At 52.3% G+C, this 16,311-nt stretch carries 15 protein-coding genes; 9 read left to right on the top strand and 6 right to left on the bottom strand.

Annotated elements, in window-relative coordinates; genetic code table 11:
- Positions 1-244: 244 nt before the first annotated feature.
- The 3 genes from dnaX to recR are packed head-to-tail and all read left to right on the top strand — an operon-like array spanning position 245 to position 2,786.
- Entirely contained in the window at positions 245-1,870 is a 1,626-nt protein-coding gene (dnaX, locus tag AB7C91_RS00490; protein WP_332447475.1) for a DNA polymerase III subunit gamma/tau, read from the top strand.
- Between the two features lie 17 nt (positions 1,871-1,887).
- The gene (locus AB7C91_RS00485) at positions 1,888-2,193 is read left to right on the top strand and encodes a YbaB/EbfC family nucleoid-associated protein (protein WP_332447474.1); all 306 of its coding nucleotides are present in this window, start codon (positions 1,888-1,890) and stop codon (positions 2,191-2,193) included.
- Between the two features lie 2 nt (positions 2,194-2,195).
- Positions 2,196-2,786: a recombination mediator RecR gene (gene recR / locus AB7C91_RS00480; RefSeq protein WP_332447473.1), complete on the top strand. Its 591-nt coding sequence runs from the start codon at positions 2,196-2,198 to the stop codon at positions 2,784-2,786.
- On the opposite strand, the gene AB7C91_RS00475 is transcribed toward recR, so the two are convergent.
- From AB7C91_RS00475 to AB7C91_RS00465, 3 genes are all read right to left on the bottom strand, one after another.
- Complete coding sequence (locus tag AB7C91_RS00475; protein WP_332447472.1) at positions 2,787-3,566, bottom strand: TerB family tellurite resistance protein; 780 nt, start codon at positions 3,564-3,566, stop codon at positions 2,787-2,789. It abuts the gene before it with no gap.
- A gap of 3 nt (positions 3,567-3,569) precedes the next feature.
- Entirely contained in the window at positions 3,570-4,994 is a 1,425-nt protein-coding gene (locus tag AB7C91_RS00470) for an MGH1-like glycoside hydrolase domain-containing protein (RefSeq protein WP_332447471.1), read from the bottom strand.
- A gap of 276 nt (positions 4,995-5,270) precedes the next feature.
- A complete protein-coding gene (locus AB7C91_RS00465; RefSeq protein WP_428588430.1) occupies positions 5,271-6,215 on the bottom strand; it encodes a diacylglycerol/lipid kinase family protein in 945 nt (314 codons plus the stop codon).
- Between AB7C91_RS00465 and AB7C91_RS00460 the strand changes: the two genes are divergently transcribed.
- The 5 genes from AB7C91_RS00460 to AB7C91_RS00440 are packed head-to-tail and all read left to right on the top strand — an operon-like array spanning position 6,177 to position 12,929.
- Positions 6,177-8,147 carry a YgiQ family radical SAM protein gene (locus AB7C91_RS00460; RefSeq protein WP_332447469.1) on the top strand — a complete coding sequence of 657 codons (1,971 nt, stop codon included), beginning with the start codon at positions 6,177-6,179 and terminating at the stop codon, positions 8,145-8,147. The two genes, AB7C91_RS00465 and AB7C91_RS00460, sit on opposite strands and share 39 nt — an antisense overlap.
- A 5-nt stretch (positions 8,148-8,152) precedes the next feature.
- On the top strand, positions 8,153-9,514 hold the full coding sequence (locus AB7C91_RS00455) for an MATE family efflux transporter (RefSeq protein ID WP_332447468.1): 1,362 nt from the start codon (positions 8,153-8,155) through the stop codon (positions 9,512-9,514).
- A gap of 46 nt (positions 9,515-9,560) precedes the next feature.
- Complete coding sequence (gene nagA, locus AB7C91_RS00450; protein WP_332447467.1) at positions 9,561-10,745, top strand: N-acetylglucosamine-6-phosphate deacetylase; 1,185 nt, start codon at positions 9,561-9,563, stop codon at positions 10,743-10,745.
- Between the two features lie 25 nt (positions 10,746-10,770).
- Positions 10,771-12,216 (top strand): aminoacyl-histidine dipeptidase, encoded by a 1,446-nt coding sequence (locus tag AB7C91_RS00445; RefSeq protein ID WP_428588425.1) that lies wholly within the window; start codon positions 10,771-10,773, stop codon positions 12,214-12,216.
- Entirely contained in the window at positions 12,213-12,929 is a 717-nt protein-coding gene (locus AB7C91_RS00440; protein WP_428588422.1) for a gamma-glutamyl-gamma-aminobutyrate hydrolase family protein, read from the top strand. Before AB7C91_RS00445 ends, AB7C91_RS00440 begins: the two co-directional genes overlap by 4 nt.
- 32 nt (positions 12,930-12,961) lie before the next feature.
- Here AB7C91_RS00440 and AB7C91_RS00435 read toward each other — a convergent pair whose 3' ends face one another.
- Positions 12,962-14,170, bottom strand: a complete 1,209-nt coding sequence (locus AB7C91_RS00435; protein ID WP_332447464.1) for an FprA family A-type flavoprotein — start codon at positions 14,168-14,170, stop codon at positions 12,962-12,964.
- A 54-nt stretch (positions 14,171-14,224) separates the two neighbouring features.
- Positions 14,225-14,923: a SprT family zinc-dependent metalloprotease gene (locus AB7C91_RS00430; RefSeq protein WP_332447463.1), complete on the bottom strand. Its 699-nt coding sequence runs from the start codon at positions 14,921-14,923 to the stop codon at positions 14,225-14,227.
- Between the two features lie 18 nt (positions 14,924-14,941).
- Between AB7C91_RS00430 and AB7C91_RS00425 the strand changes: the two genes are divergently transcribed.
- Complete coding sequence (locus AB7C91_RS00425; RefSeq protein ID WP_332447462.1) at positions 14,942-15,370, top strand: hypothetical protein; 429 nt, start codon at positions 14,942-14,944, stop codon at positions 15,368-15,370.
- On the opposite strand, the gene AB7C91_RS00420 is transcribed toward AB7C91_RS00425, so the two are convergent.
- A complete protein-coding gene (locus tag AB7C91_RS00420) occupies positions 15,367-16,311 on the bottom strand; it encodes a lysine exporter LysO family protein (RefSeq protein WP_332447461.1) in 945 nt (314 codons plus the stop codon). The two genes, AB7C91_RS00425 and AB7C91_RS00420, sit on opposite strands and share 4 nt — an antisense overlap.

Here is a 16,311-nt window from a genome sequence, read left to right as displayed (position 1 = left end):
TGATGCAATCTGGGTTTTTATGATATGACGCACCCCCCCAACATTGCAAGCTTAAACGCGTTGAAAAACCGGAAAAACATTATTTGTATTCTATAGGATATAATTGTAATACAAGAAAATGGTTCTCATCCCCATTTGTTGCGACACACCCGATTCTCCTTGGATGCTCCTGCAAGGTTGCAGCTTCTACCCGTACCGACCAAAGTATGGTATACTCGCAGGGTACGCTTTCAAGGGAGCTTTCATGGCATATGAAGTAACTGCTACCAGGAAACGACCCCAGCTGTTCGACAATCTTGTGGGTCAGGAATTCGTGGTATCCACCATCAAACATGCAATCGAGCAAGGCAGGATTGCCCATGCCTATCTATTCAGCGGTCCCAGAGGAGTGGGAAAGACCTCATCCGCCCGAATTCTGGCACGAGCCTTGAACTGCGAGAAAGGCCCGACGGCCGATCCTTGCGGGATATGCCCCAATTGCAGGGAAATCACCCAGGGCAACAGCGTCGATGTCATTGAAATCGACGGTGCAAGCAATACCAGCGTCAATGACATTCGGCAGATCAAGGATGAAGTGCTCTTTCCCCCGCAGACCAGCAAATACAAGATCTATATTATTGATGAAGTGCATATGCTTTCCACCAGTGCATTCAATGCATTGCTGAAAACCATCGAGGAACCCCCCGCTTACATCATCTTCATTTTTGCAACCACTGAATTGCAGAAGGTACCGGCAACCATCAGGAGCCGTTGCCAGCAGTTTCATTTCCAGTTGATCGACCTTGACTTGATAAAGAGTTCCCTCCGACAGGCCTCCGAGGAGCTCGGGGTGCAAGCCGATGACGATGCCCTTTTCTGGATCGCCAAGGAATCGACGGGGTCGATGCGCGACGCCTATACGCTGTTCGACCAGGTGGTCTCCTTTTCCCAGGGGCATATCACCATGGAAAGCATCAGCAGCAAGCTTGGGCTGGTGGGCATAGACCAAATTGCAGACATCGTTTCCTCCCTCTTGGAAAACAAGACCGACCAAGCCTTGCGCTCAGTTCAGAGCCTCCTGTTCTCCGGGGTTTCCGTCGAACAATGCATCAAGGACTTCACCTTGTTCTTCCGAAGCCTGCTTTTCATTAAGGCAGGGGTGAAGGAAGATTCCATCCTCGGCATCCAAGCCGACAGAATTCCCTTGAACCTGCGCAACGCCTATACAAATGAACAACTTGAGGCGGCTTTGGAGTTGTTTCTGAAGCTTTACCGCGAAATCCGCTATTCGCTCAGCCCCCGGTTTGAGTTGGAACTGGCATTAAGCAGACTTGCCTCCCTTCCCCAATTGGCATCCCCTACCGAATTGGTTCGCCGATTGCAACAGATGCGGGATGATTTGCTTACCGGTAATGTACGGGTCGCTCCCAAAAAGCTGGATGTCCAGCCCGATTTGCTCACCACACAAGCGGCCTCCCATCCCAAGCCGTCACCGCAAGGGTCCTCATCCGTCGCTTCGGCAACCCCTGCACCGTCACCCACGGCCATCATCAAGCGACCATTCGAGAAAAGCGACCTTCCTGCATTGGTACACAAGCTTTCCAACACGGGGCTTCTCTCACAAGTCGCCCAAGCGATCACCGAGGTGAAAAACGAGTCGGAAACATTGAAATTGACCTTTTCCACCTCATTTTGCCAAAACAAAGCCAAGGAACATGAGGCGAAATTCAAGAGTCTGGTCCAGGAAATCTCCGGTTTCACTGGGCCTGTGCAATTTGAGTGTGCCGAGGAAGACAAACCTGCTGAGCAATCCACAGTAGACGATCCCGTCATTTCAAAGATCGCCTCGGTTTTTCGAGGTGAGATCAAACAACAGACAAGAGAACACTAAAAGCGAGGACGCAATCAATGGATATCAATCCCTTCGACGTACTGAAAAATATGAAAGGCATCCAGGAAAACATGAAACGGATGCAGGAAATCCTTCCCACCATCACCGCAACGGGAAGCAGCGGGGCAGGAATGGTGGAGGTGACGATCAACGGCAAATTTCAAGTTTTGGATGTACATATTGATGCAGATATCGTAGATCCCAAGGATGTACAGACGCTTCAGGTATTGGTAAGCAGCGCATTCAACGATGCAAGCGCTAAAATTCAACAGAAAATCCAGAGCGAAGGCCTTCGATACGCTTCCTCATTTGGACAGGCTTGATCATGACGGCCCTTGAGAACTTGATCCAGACCCTGTCCCGATTACCCGGAATCGGGCCGAAGAGCGCCAGCCGCCTTGCTTATCATCTGATCAAAACCGACCCGTTCTACAACCGGACGCTTGCCGAGTCCATAGCGACCATCCAGGAAAAGATTTTCCCTTGTTCGGTCTGCGGAAGCTTCACTGAAACCGATCCCTGTCCGATCTGCAGCGACGCAGGACGGGACCGGACCCAACTCTGTGTAGTTGAACAACCGCAGGATGTGGTCACCCTGCAGTCTAGCGGTGCCTACAACGGCCTGTACCATGTACTGGGAGGTGCCATCAGTCCTTTGGATGGCATCGGACCTGAGCATCTTTCCTTTTCAGCTCTGCTTAAACGCATCGAGACAGGAGCATTTCAGGAACTGATCATCGCCACCAATCCGACGGAGGAAGGGGATACCACCGCCTTGTACATAAGGCATATCCTCAAGGACTGGTCCGAACTTTCCATCACTCGTCTTGCCAGCGGGCTCCCAATCGGCGGCGACTTGGAATATGCGGACAGAATTACCTTGGCAAGGTCGTTGCGGCAACGGGTCCGGTTTTGATTATTTGATTCCCCGTTCTTTCTTGATGGCTTCGTAGGCTTGCTGAATCTCACGAAATTTCGCCGTGGCGTGACCGAGGAATTCCTCACCCATGCCTTTCGAAGCCAGGGTGTCGGGATGAAACTCGATACTCAACTTGCGATAGGCCCGTTTGACCTCGTCATCGGTTGCGTTACGGTTGAGATTCAGGGTTGCATAGGCTTTCTCACTGGCATCGACACACCCGCCGTAGCGGTTGCAGAGCATCTCCACAAAACTTTCAGGAATCCGGAACAGCTGTGCAGCACGTCTGATCATATCCTCTTCGGTTCGGCTGATTGATCCATCGGCTGCAGCCACACGATAGAATATGTCGATCATCAACTGGAGGATGTTCGGGGCATGGCTGAAATTCTGATAGAATTGGGATGCGAATTGGTCGAACGTTCCGCCTCCGGTGAGCGCGGCATCAAACACACGAAGTGCCGCATCCTCCTCCCGAGGACCTAAACGAAGGTCTTGTCGAATGAATTCCACCACTTTCTGCCGTTCATTGGCTGAAACCGTGCCATCGGCGGAAGCAATACGGGCGAGCATCGAAAAAGCGCCGACGAAAAAGAGCATTTGCTCGCGGTCAAGGGAAGTATACGGGGTCCCGGCATTGGCATACGGCGTCTGTTGATCACCATATTCACCGGCTTTGTCGAACATATGGCCGAAAGCGATGCCTGCTATCATGCCGAGCGGCCCACCGAACATAAAGCCGACGGCGCCTCCGAAGAGTTTCCCGAGCCAGGCCATCGCTTACAGCTTATCGATCAGCATCGAACATTTACCCGAAGGAATCGGAAGAGTCTTCTTCTTGTTCTCCCCGAGAATCTCGATGGTAAAGTAATAGAGTTTCTCACTCTCCAGCCGTATTTCCCAACCACGGTCGGTCTTGTTGCTGAGAATGGTGATCATATTCCGCTTCAACGACAGGTTCTCGATTCCCATTGCTTCCAAGGTGGGCATGACCCAGTTTACGGTTTTCCTCGGCAAAGATATGTCCAAGCCGATGATGTTTTCGATCATCAAGGTGATGGTCACCAATCCAGCGAACGGCATAAGCCTCCGACGGGGGAAGTCGATCAATTCCGTGGTCTTCGAAAATCCTTCCTTGTTGGGAAGATAGGCCTCCCAGACATCCCCAATGGTATCGGCATCGGGATGCAGGGTATCAAGCAGGAAATACATGTGCCTTATCGCACATTCCCTGGCGAAGATGAACTGCTGGTATTTCTCCAAGGCCTTGATGACCATGAAGGTATGCACCGAAAGTACACCGCCGCAATATCCGTTCCCCTCTTCGCTGTAGGACGGAGAAGAGACAGGAACTCCGGGGAATGGGTTGTCTGTACCGAATTCCTTCGGATCCTGCAAATACTCAATCATATAGGCAGCACGCTCATCGTTGGGGATCTCGGCCAACATGGCCCAATAGGCACCGATGAACTTGTTGAGGACGCGGTTCTCCTTGATATCAAGATCATAATAGAAGTTGGTATCAGGATCCCACATCATGCTATTGATCCTGGTCTTCAGGGAAAAGTAGATCCGCTTGTACCGGAAACTCAGTTCCTTGTCATTGAGAATATCCCCGATGGCCGACATATACAGTGCGTTGACCGCCAATTGGGCATTGAAGTCAAGCGGGTAATATACATGCTCTCGAGGGATATTTCCACTCTGGCAGGCTTCCACCGGGACAGCGAACAGTCCATTCGGTTTCTGGAAGGTGGCTTGGATCCAGGAGAAATATTTCTCCAGGATGGGAACTACTTCCTTCAGTCGTTTCTTATTTCCGATCTTATGATAGAAGCCATGCTCTACATAGGCAAACAACGGGGGAAAGACCCCCTCGGGGTTGGCGGCGGTGAAAACAGGCTTCCCATCCTCGACGGAATATTCCCCACGGATCGCCCCATTCGCCTCTTGCTTCTGATAAAAATAGTCAAGCAGGGGAAACGGAGAATTATTCTGGTTGCTGTATACCAGAAATAGGGAAGAGAAACAGGATAGATACTGATTGAAGGTTGTCTGGCCGGGATAAGAAAGATAGGAACCGCTTAAGCCATTGGCCTCGGTTCCACTCTTCCAGAGTTCGTCAATCCAGACCCAGGACCTGTCATACATATCGACAAAATCCTGATCATAAAAATGTACGAACGGCACCATATCCTTTATCAAATTGGGAACTCCTTACTTACAGGTAAACACTGGAAAAACTACATAAGACGCGCATTTTTAAAGATATACTCTCTTTTCATGGAAGTCAATCGGATATACACCGAGAACGGGAAACACCCAATAGTTTCGAAATGCGAATCAAATTTTGGTTACCATAACTTCTAATCATTTATATACTAGCTAATTGTATGCGAAAAGGAAAGAGCTATTTTTTAGCAAAACCAGATATTTCCTTTCCTTCCCACCTTACAGGCACCCCTCTGGACACGGTTCGTATCATTTTCCGTCACAAGGACAAAAAACCGGGAGAACATGTTCCAACAAATCAGTTGAAAACTCCATACAACCTTTGGAAATTTCCTCACCATCCACATGAATCGGCAAAGGGTGATCACTACTGACCATCCGGATATGCCTGGCCCGAACCACACTGAATTCCTTCTGCTTCACCTGATTCCCGGAGAGGAATGTCAACGCAAGCGGAACCATGCGTTTGCTGGGGACCGGAGCATTGGCGTATACCACATCAAAATACCCATCATCGAACAAGGCATCAGGTCCCATCAGGAAAGCAGATCCCATCCGTCGGCCGTTGCAGATTGAAAGTTGTTGGGTCTTTAGGTTGAGGACTTGGTCATCCATGGTCAATTCCACACTGTAAGGCTCTGGATAATGAAGCAGGATCCTGATCAAAGCAAACACATAACTGAGAGTTCCGGATATATGTTTGAACTCGCTGGCAAGGAAATTCACCAACGGTTCGAATCCTACACCCTGTCCATTGACAAAAAAACGTCCCTCAGGGTAGTTCCCTCCATAGATGACTCCAGCATCGATGTGCTTCACCTCTCCTTTCAGGATGGTGGCACAAGCCTGAACCAAGGGCTTGGGAATCCCCATGCCCCATGCAAAGTCATTGCCCCGTCCGATCGGGAGCACCCCGAGTATGGGTGCGGGAACTTTTTCGGTCATGACCGCTTTGAGAATGCCGTTTGCCACCTCGTTGACCGTCCCGTCCCCGCCGGCGGCAATGATGGCGCTCCGTTTCTCCACCGTCGCCTGATAGGCGAGTTGCATAGCCCCCACACCTGCTTCCGTATAGACAAGAACCACCTCCCGTCCACCATCGGAGAGCAATTTCCTGATCATCGTCTCCTGCTTCTTCGCCTTTCCCTTTGCTGCATGCGGATTGAGGATGACGAACAGCGTGTTGTCCTGCATTGTCTTGCTCCTTCCCAGTTGACGCAGGCTATTTACACCTTGGGAGCAATCCCCTATCATGGCGATGTGAAAACCTATGCCCCCCGCTCAGCCTTTCTTCCTACTACGCAAGAAGATTTAGATGCACGGTCTTGGGACCGGATTGACATCGCTTTCATCAGTGCAGACGCCTACGTCGACCACCCTTCGTTTGGAACAGCGCTTCTTGCAAGACTGCTTGAACGTGAGGGCTATCGTGTGGGTATTATCGCACAACCCGACTGGAACTCAACCAAAGATTTTCTGAAAATGGGAAAACCTCGATTGTGCTGTATGATCAGCGGGGGAAACATCGACAGTATGGTCTCCCATTACACCGCCAATGCCAAGCCGCGCAGTGAGGATGAATACAGCCCGGGGGGTAAGTCGGGGCTCAGACCGGACCGTCCCACGCTCGTCTATACGGCGAAAGCCCGACAGGCATACGGTAAGGAAATCCCGATCATCATCGGCGGGCTTGAAGCTTCTCTTCGGCGGTTGAGCCATTATGACTTCTGGACCGACAAAGTCAGGAAACCCATCATTCTCGATGCAAAAGCCGACTTGCTCGTCTATGGCATGGGCGAGCGGCAGACGCTTGAGATCGTACATCGGCTGGATTCGGGCGAATCGATTTCCCAAATGACCGACATAAGGGGGACGGTGTATGCAACCAGCCGAACGGCCCTCGCCCACAGCCTTGAGGCGATGCCCACCCTGATGCTGCCTTCCTTTGAGGAGGTCGGTGAACGAGACAAGAAATCGAATACTCCGACCCAGACGGGAAAGCGTTTCTACGCCGAAGCCTTCCGGTTGCAGATGCAGGAGGAGAACCCCATCATCGGCAAACGGTTGGTCCAGGCCTGTATGGATCGGCTGGTCGTACAGAATCCTCCCGCCCTGCCTTTGGAGGAGGCGTTCTTTGATGCAATCCATGAACTGCCCTACACCCTCGATCCCCACCCCGACTATGCAATGGCGGGGGGAGTTCCTGCTCTCTCTGAAGTACAGTTCTCACTGACCAGTAACCGGGGGTGTTTCGGTTCCTGTTCATTCTGCGCCATCACCAGCCACCAAGGAAGGATGATCCAGACCCGAAGCAAGGCATCCTTGGTCAGGGAAGCGACCAGGATGACCAACCATCCGGCCTTCAAGGGCTATATCCATGACCTGGGGGGACCGACGGCCAATTTTCAGGGAAGAGCCTGTGATAAACAGGATCAGTTCGGGCCGTGTCCCGCCAAGGAATGCCTCTGGCCGCGCCCCTGTGCAAACCTCAAGGACTACCATCAACGATACCTCGACCTGCTGGAGACGCTGCAACGCATCCCCGGAGTAAAGAAGGTGTTCATCCGAAGCGGCATTCGATACGATTACCTGTTGGAAGTCTGTGATGAAAATACCCGGCGGCGTTTTATGCAGCATCTGGTCCGCCACAATGTAAGTGGACAATTGAAGGTTGCTCCCGAACATGTCAGCCCCGCCGTACTCGATGCCATGGGCAAACCTCGCGCCGAGCTTTTCGAGTCATTCAGCGAGCTCTACCAGGAGACGACACAGGAAGCGGGGAAAAAGCAATACCTCATTCCCTATTTCATCGCGGCCCATCCGGGCAGCACACTCGATGATGCCATCATGCTCGCCCTGTATCTCAATTCCATGCGCTTCATCCCGGACCAAGTGCAGGAATTTTATCCAACCCCCGGGACAATCTCGACCTGCATGTACTATACTGGGCTCGACCCACGGCCAGGCAAACAGTTCGCCTCCATCTATGTCCCCAAAGGAAGGGAACGGCATCTTCAGAGAGCTCTGTTGCAGTACCACCGACCGGAGAATCGCTCTCTGGTCCTTGAAGCCTTGGAGAAAGCACACAGAAAGGACTTGTCGAGAATCCTCCTCGCAAGACGGTAAACACGGTGACCACACAGATTTCCGAACGGAAGGACTTCACCAGGAAGATGGTTTCCATCGCTCTTCCCGTTGTCTTCCAAAGCCTTTTGAACAATTCCCTTTCCTTTGTCGATACCGTAATGATCGGGCAATTGGGAGAAGCATCCATTGCGGCCGTCGCCTTGGCAAACCAGATGTTCTTCTTGATCAGCCTGCTTTTCTTCGGGGTCACCAGCGGATCGGCGATCTTTCTCTCCCAATACTGGGGTGCGAAAAATGAGACGAATATCCAAAAGGTCCTGGGCTTGTCATTCGCCATCGCAGGATTCGGCGCTTTGGTGTTTGCCCTTGCTTCGTTGTTCACCCCACGCCAGATCATGTACATATTCACCACCGAGGAATCGGTGGTCGAGAGCGGGATCTCCTACCTGCAGATCGTTGCATTGAGCTACATCTGTTCGGCGATCAGCCAGATCCTGGCTACCGCTCTGCGGGTGGTCGGTTATGCAAAAACTCCGCTGAAGGTTGCCTTGGTTTCCCTGTCCCTCAATGCAGTGGGCAACTACCTGCTGATCTTCGGCATCGGGCCCTTCCCCGAGTGGGGGGTTGCCGGAGCCGCCCTCTCCACGGCCATCAGCCGTCTGGTGGAAATGGTTGCACTGCTTTGGATCGTCTACAAACGCCATCCCGTGCTTGCCATCAAGAATCGGGAAGCTTTCCGATGGAACAAGCTTTTCCTGCTTCACGTAGTCCCCACCAGTCTTCCGGTGATTCTCAACGAATTCTTCTGGGCGCTGGGTATGACCACCTACAAGATCGCCTACAGCCGTATAGGGATCGAGGCAATCGCTGCCATCAATGTGGCGGAATCGGTGGCAAACCTGTTCTTCGTAGCCATGATGGGTGTCAGCAACGCAACCCTCATCATGATCGGGGTGAAGATCGGGGAAAAACAGCATTCGGTTGCACGCCTGTATGCCAAACGTTTCATCATCACCGCGTTGGGTGTTGGATTGGGAATGGGTCTGTTTGAGATATTCCTTGCCCCGATTTTCACCACCTTCTTCAACATTTCAGCCATCGTCAAACAATTGGCGACGTACTGTCTGTACATCAATGCATTCCTGCTTCCGATCAAAAGCATCAACATGGTCATCATCGTCGGTATCCTCAGAAGCGGTGGTGACACCCGCTATTCCATGTTCGCCGAGATGTTCGGGGTGTGGGCGGTCGGTGTACCGTTGGCATTCATCGGTGCCTTGGTCCTGCATCTGAACATCTACCAGCTCTACCTCCTTTTGGGGATGGAAGAGGTTTCCAAGATGATCCTCGGTTTGTATCGCATCAAGAAAGGGACTTGGGTGAACGACCTGACAACGCTTCATTGACCTCAATACGATATGTTCGTATAGTTGTGACAAAGAGAGGTACTGTATGAGCCTACGAACCGTACTTACCAATGGGACTGTTGTTACAGGATATGCAAAACTCAAGGATTGCGCCCTCTATATAGATGAAAAAGGGGAAATCGGGGATATCTTCAACATGCGCAGGCTGGAAGAAAAACATTTTCCGGCGGACACGGTGATGATTGATGTAGGCGGGGCCTACATCATGCCTGGTTTCATCGACTCCCATATCCATGGCATCGGAGGATATGGTACGGAGGATTGCAAAGCTTCCTCAATTCTGGGAATGAGCGAACGACTGGCCGATTTCGGTGTCAGCGCCTTCATGCCCACCGTCTATACCGACAAATTGGAGCTGATGCTTGCAAGCATCCAGGCAATCGTGGAAGCCATGGGCAGTGAGAAGGGAGCGAAGATCATGGGGGTGAACCTCGAAGGTCCATTCATTTCGCTTGCCCGGGTGGGAGCACAGAACCCCGAGGGGGTGCTGCCGGTCAATTTGGATATCTTCAACCAACTCATCGATGCAGGAAAAGGCAAAGTCCTTTGCATGACGGTAGCCCCGGAACTCAAACATATGCGTGAATTGGCCCTCCTTGCCAGAGAACGGAACATCGTTTTACTGGCCGGGCATACGGATGCAACCTATGAAAACATCATGGAAGGGATGCAATGCGGGATTTTCCATTCCACCCACTTTTTCAATGCAATGAGCCGGTTGCATCATCGAAACCCGGGAACGGTTGGGGCGATCCTCATCCAACGCGAGATGCAGTGCGAGGTTATTTGCGATGGGGTGCATGTCCATCCTGAGTTGATCAAGATGCTGCTTCGTGAAAAACCGCTGGACAACATCGTCATGATCACCGATGCACTCAAACCGACCAAGCAACGAACCGGAACGATGAAGGCTAACGGAATCGATTGTACCATCGGTTCAGACGGTGCGTTCGTCAGCATCAAGGATCCCGATTTGTTCCTCGGTTCGGCTTTGACGATGCTCCAAGGCGTCAAGAATGTGGTGGACTGGGAAATTCCCATCCAACAGGCAAGCCAGATGAGCTCGACCAACCCCGCCCGCATCTATAGTTTCTCCAAGCAGGGGATGTTGGTTCCCGGTTATAAGGCGGATATCGTCGTTCTCGACCAGAACCTGCAGATGAAAGGACTGTTCATCGATGGGAATCTGGTGCGGGACCGGTTTTCCTGAATTTCAAGACAAGGAGCATAGATTGATGCAAGACGCAGTAAAGGGCCTGACGCCCGAACCGCTTTGGCGGTATTTCTCCGAGCTTTCCGATATACCCAGGGAATCGGGGAACGAGGAAGGAGTCCGAAGGTATTTGCTTGCTTTCGCCAACCAACACCACCTGCATGCCGAGGTTGATGCCATCGGTAATGTCATTCTTCGCAAGAAGGCATATCCCGGGTATGAGAATCGCCCTTCGGTTGCCCTGCAGGGACATATGGATATGGTCTGCGTCAAACAAGAAGGCAGCACCCATGACTTTGCCAAGGATCCGATCGAACTGATCCGCGATAACGACATGCTCAAGGCGAACGGAACCACTCTCGGTGGGGACAACGGCATTGCCATCGCCATTGCATTGGACATCCTTTCCGACCCGAGTTGCAAACATGGTCCGTTGGAAGCCATTTTCACCATCAGTGAAGAGACAGGTTTGACCGGTGCCTTTCATATTGAACCGGAGACGGTGCAAAGCCGTCTGATGATCAACCTCGACAGTGAGGAGGAAGGGGTGCTGTACATCGGCTGTGCTGGAGGCATCGAGGTTGATGTCGATATGCCGGTCCGTTGGACGGAGGTGCAAGCATCGGATAAGGCATTCCTGCTTACGGCTAACGGGATGCTCGGCGGTCATAGCGGCGGAGAAATCCACAAGCAACGCGCCAATGCCATCAAGGTGGCATCACGAGCCCTCTATCAGCTCGACTCCTTCCGTCTTTTCAAAGCTGAAGGCGGAACCAAGCGCAATGTCATCCCCTCGACCTGTACCCTCGGTCTGGTGATTTCCCCGGATCAGGAACCGGCCTTGCGCAAGCAGGTGGAGCAGACGCTTGCCCAGCTCAAAGGTGAGTATGCACTCAGCGACCCGAACATCAATCTACAGTTGGTGGAAACCGATTTGGTGAAGAAGGCGGTGGATACCGACCAATCAAAACGGTTCCTCAGCAGTGTCTATGCCGCACCCCATGGCGTGGATGCCATGAGCCTGACCATTCCCGGCATTGTGGAAACATCCTCCAACCTGGCGATCCTACGCCTGCAGGAACATGGCTTCACGGTAATTTCCAGCCACCGTTCCTCGGTGTTGTCCGCTCGCGACGATGTGGCGCGGCGGTTTGCCGCAATTTTCTCGCTTGCAGGTGCAAACGTCCGGTTTGAAGGTGCTTATCCATCCTGGACGCCAAATCCTGCTTCCGCACTTACCGGCTTCTGCGCCAAGGCATATGAAGAGTATGCAGGAAAGAAGCCAAAGATCACGGCAATCCATGCGGGGCTTGAATGCGGCATCATCAACAGCAGAATCAGCGGGATGGATTCGGTTTCCTACGGACCCGACATGTTCGATGTGCATTCTGTCAAGGAACGACTCTCCATTCCTTCGGTCCAACGCATCAGTGCATTCACCAAGCACCTGCTCTCGATCATTGTATGAAAAAACCGATCATCGGTATCGGCGGAACCTTTGAACAGGCTCCGCCGAGTTCCGCATTCCCTCTGTTTCGCAGGGTTTTCACCAACGAAGGCTATCTTTCCAAACTTTTGGAAGCCGGAGCGCTCCCCATCCTGCTTCCCGTTGCTTGGGAATATGAAGTGGAGCAGTTGGTGAACCTATGCGACGGCATCGTGCTCCCCGGCGGTCCCGATATCGACCCTTCCTGCTACGGGCAGGAACACACAGAGCTGTGTTCTCCCTCCGATTGTGATACCGATCGCTTTCAACTGAGCCTCTATCGGGAGGCCAGGAGACAGGGGAAACCTGTATTGGGAATCTGCAGGGGAGCGCAATTGATCAACGTGGCGCATGGCGGCACGCTTTTCCAGGATTACCGGTTGCGTAGACAAGCGACGATCAAACACCCCGACCTGGAACATTGGGATGCCTACAGCCACAATGTCACGATCAGTGACGGGAGTAGGCTCTACGAATGCTTCGCCTGCTCACGTCTCGGGGTAAACAGTCTCCATCACCAGAGCGTCGACCGATTGGGTTGCGATTTGGTCATCAGTGCGGTCAGTGATGATGGATCGGTGGAAGCCATCGAGACAACACAAGGTCCTTGGTGTGTAGGGGTGCAATGGCATCCTGAATCCATGGAAGGCATGCAATCACTCTTTTCCACCTTCCTCAAGGAAGCGGGCACCTGAAAAAGAGGTCCGGCAGCGCCGGACCCCAATATTCAACCCTTTATCTCCTTGGCCAAGGCCTTTGCAAGCTCATAAGCCTTCTTCTTGTCTTCCTCAGTGGGCGAGCCTTGGTATTCGATCACCCCCTTACAGTCAAGCTTCATCGAGGTGGTAAACTCGTCGAATTGCTTTTGGGCTCCACCCGACCAACCGAAGGAACCGAAACGAATGACCTTTCTCCCCTGCACATGACTGCGGTCGAGTATGTCCAGCACGTGGTACATGGGAGGGAACATCTTGTATTCGTAGGTGGGCATGCCGATGACCAATCCCTCACTTCTCCAGACTTTCTCGAGGACGAAGGATTCATGGGTTTGGGGCACCTGCAATACATGGACCACCACCCCTTCACTGCGAAGGCCGTCGACGATGGAGGATAGCAAGGCTTGGGTGTTGCCGTACATGCTCGACCAGACCACTGCCACTTCCTTTTCCCTCGGACCTTGCATATAGGTGGCGAGTCGCTTGTACCATCCGATGATCTTCTGCGGCTCTCCTCGCCATACCACTCCATGGCTGGGTGCAACCATCGTAATGGACAGCCCATCAAGTTTGGCGACCCCCTTGAGAACAAAGGAGGAGAAGGATGAGACGATATTCGCATAATACCGCTCCGTCTCGCTGGCAAGATGTTCCATCTCCTGTTCATTCAGTTCATCATCGAAGCAATGGTCGTACCGTCCGAAGGAACCAAAGGCATCACAACTGAAGAGGATGCCGTCCTCCTTTACATAGGTCATCATGGTTTCCGGCCAGTGGATGTTTGGAGTCATCAGAAACTGAAGGGTCTTCCCCCCCAGATCCAGTGTCTCGCCATCCTTGACTGCACGCACCTGCTTCTCAATCTTATAGAAATGTTTGATCAAGGGCACCGCTTTCTCGGAGCACAGGATCTCAACACCGGGAAATTGTTCAACGATCTTAGCCATGGCTCCGGTGTGGTCCGGTTCCATGTGGTTGATCACAATATAATCCAGGGGAAGCGAACCAAGGGAGAGCGATTGCAATTGTGCACTCACATCCGACAACGCCCCATCCCAATCCTTGACCATGTCGATCAACACACGCTTGTTTGTTCCCATCACCACATAGGAGTTCAACATTACTCCATCCGGAATCGGCCAAATGCCTTCGAACAAATCCCGGACACCGACTTTCGCAGCCACGCGGTATACACCGTCTGCAAGCTTATCAGGTTTCATAGGGTAGCATCTCCTTTACTTTGAAACGATACCGCATTCAGGTAAAAATTGGAATCAGAAGCAGAGCTGACTTTCCTGTTGGACAGAAAATACCTGCTTTTGGATGGTACGATAGGAACACATATGCTGTGCAAGCAGGGCATGGAATTGCTTGGAATGGTTGAAGTGAACCAGATGGGCCATCTCATGCAGCACCAGATAGGAGAGCTGCTCATCATTCAATACCTGAGACCGGAGGGAAAAATGCAACGTTCCTTTGGCTGTACAGCTGCCCCATCGGGCTCTGGTGTCCCGTACGGAGAACCGCGGGATCTCAAGGCCAAGACGCTCGGCCCAATACGGAAGCAATGCTTCTATCCTGACGGCCACGCTATGCCGATAGAACTCCTTGAGCAGACGGCAGACCGTTTCGGGATCTGGAGCCTTCCCAGTATAGGTCACCTTTAATCTTTGGTCCTCCACGGTCACCGCATTTCGATCTCCGCTGTACAGATCCAACCGGACATACGCACCTGCAAACAGGAATCGTTCGCCGTCCGTATAGGTATGGCGGCTGTTTTGTTGGTTTTGGATGAGCTGTTCCAGTTTCTCCTTATGGTCACGAAGCACCTGTTCAATCGCTGAGCGGGAAACGCCGTAGGGAGCATTAACCCTGACCACTCCATTTCCCAAAACCCGGACGGTGATGTTCCGGCTCCTTCTCCGACGCACCAAACGATAAGACACCTGTTCCACTTTACCCTCGGTTTTCATTCTGCTACAGTATCGGCCATGCACCAAGTAAAGTCCATGACCCTCCATCTCCAACAGGCAATTGCCTATAAAGCCGCTCCCAAGACCTTCACTGAAGCCGAAGAAGCCTATCAGTATCTGCTAGCCCATCTGGATGCTCAAGAGGTGGGAAGCGAGGGGTGCCTTGCGCTGAGCTCAACGCTTTCGGTCATCTTCCTTGGCATCCAGGATCCTCCTGATGCAACCATCAGGAATTTGATCGAGCAAGGACTGCCGCTTCCCTCTTCCACCGATCCCTATCATATCGAGCCGGGAAAATTCCAGTTCCTCCAGCTGCCCGTCCAAGACAGGCTCTGTGACATGATCCAACAGATTCCGATGCTCTTCGATGGACCGAACCGCATCTATCTGAGGATATTGAAAGAGAATCCCATCACTCTTGTTGCACAGGTTTGGGTATCCTGCTAGAAGAACAACGGGATAAGCAGCGGAGCTGCAAGACTCATGATCACTCCATGGTAGATCGATCCCAACATGGTCCGTGTCCCGAAGTGGGAGGATAGCAGGACCAACGTCACATCCATGCTGGTCGCCCCGGCGGTGCAAGCGGCCGGATAATAGAACCTGCTGCCCAACCTGCCAAAAAAGGGAATGAGAAAGAACGAAAGGCTTTCCCGAAGCAGATTGGCCAGAAAGGATATCGAGCCGAGGATCGGGAATCCAAGATCGCTGATCATGATTCCCGAGAGGGAATACCAACCGAACCCACTGAGCATACCCAACGTTTGGGAAGCGGTATAGGGAAGGATCACTGAGGCGACCAATGCACCCAGATATGTTCCCACAATCGTGTAGATCGGAAGCAGAATGATGCGTATGTCGGAAAACACTCCCTTGAAACTGATCTTTCGATGCACCATGCCCATTCCTACGAAAAACAGCAGGACGTAGAGCAGGTAGGTGACGAACGAGCTTTTAAACCAAGAAAAAAGCGGTGTGGTCAACCTGAAGGTCAAGCCAAGCACCACAATGCCCACCAGCAGCAACGGTTCCTTGAGAATGTCATAGGCCATGCGCAGAAGACTTTGTTCCTTTCGTCTGGCGATGGCGATGCCTGAAGGGGCGGCGGGAGGAGAGAAGATAAAGGAAACCAGTAGGGAAACCAGGACGGTTCCCCCCACACCAAGCAGGGTTAGGACCAAGGCGGTCAGTCCTATCGAAGAGAACTGCGAGGTGATGCCTTCGATGCCTCCGGTATTGATGCCCATGAAAAACAGCAGCAGCCAAACCAGAAAAGTCTGTGCGTAGGCCGCAGCCCGGGTAAACCGCTCTGCACCCAATGCACGGGCAAAGCCCAACCCCAAGACCAAGGCCAAGGTCAATCTTGCAAGATACCAGAGTGTGTCCAT

Source organism: Sphaerochaeta sp. (assembly GCF_050256055.1).
Classification (GTDB): Bacteria; Spirochaetota; Spirochaetia; order Sphaerochaetales; family Sphaerochaetaceae; genus Sphaerochaeta.
This window is presented reverse-complemented; position numbering and strand designations above follow the sequence as displayed.

Coding starts and splice junctions, on each gene's coding strand:
- AB7C91_RS00420 (WP_332447461.1), bottom strand. CDS start 16,311: ATGGACACACTCTGGTATCTTGCAAGATTGACCTTGGCCTTGGTCTTG.
- nagA (WP_332447467.1), top strand. CDS start 9,561: ATGAGCCTACGAACCGTACTTACCAATGGGACTGTTGTTACAGGATAT.
- AB7C91_RS00440 (WP_428588422.1), top strand. CDS start 12,213: ATGAAAAAACCGATCATCGGTATCGGCGGAACCTTTGAACAGGCTCCG.
- AB7C91_RS00475 (WP_332447472.1), bottom strand. CDS start 3,566: ATGGCCTGGCTCGGGAAACTCTTCGGAGGCGCCGTCGGCTTTATGTTC.
- AB7C91_RS00430 (WP_332447463.1), bottom strand. CDS start 14,923: ATGAAAACCGAGGGTAAAGTGGAACAGGTGTCTTATCGTTTGGTGCGT.
- recR (WP_332447473.1), top strand. CDS start 2,196: ATGACGGCCCTTGAGAACTTGATCCAGACCCTGTCCCGATTACCCGGA.
- AB7C91_RS00460 (WP_332447469.1), top strand. CDS start 6,177: ATGCGGATTGAGGATGACGAACAGCGTGTTGTCCTGCATTGTCTTGCT.
- AB7C91_RS00465 (WP_428588430.1), bottom strand. CDS start 6,215: ATGCAGGACAACACGCTGTTCGTCATCCTCAATCCGCATGCAGCAAAG.
- AB7C91_RS00425 (WP_332447462.1), top strand. CDS start 14,942: ATGCACCAAGTAAAGTCCATGACCCTCCATCTCCAACAGGCAATTGCC.
- AB7C91_RS00485 (WP_332447474.1), top strand. CDS start 1,888: ATGGATATCAATCCCTTCGACGTACTGAAAAATATGAAAGGCATCCAG.
- dnaX (WP_332447475.1), top strand. CDS start 245: ATGGCATATGAAGTAACTGCTACCAGGAAACGACCCCAGCTGTTCGAC.
- AB7C91_RS00445 (WP_428588425.1), top strand. CDS start 10,771: ATGCAAGACGCAGTAAAGGGCCTGACGCCCGAACCGCTTTGGCGGTAT.
- AB7C91_RS00435 (WP_332447464.1), bottom strand. CDS start 14,170: ATGAAACCTGATAAGCTTGCAGACGGTGTATACCGCGTGGCTGCGAAA.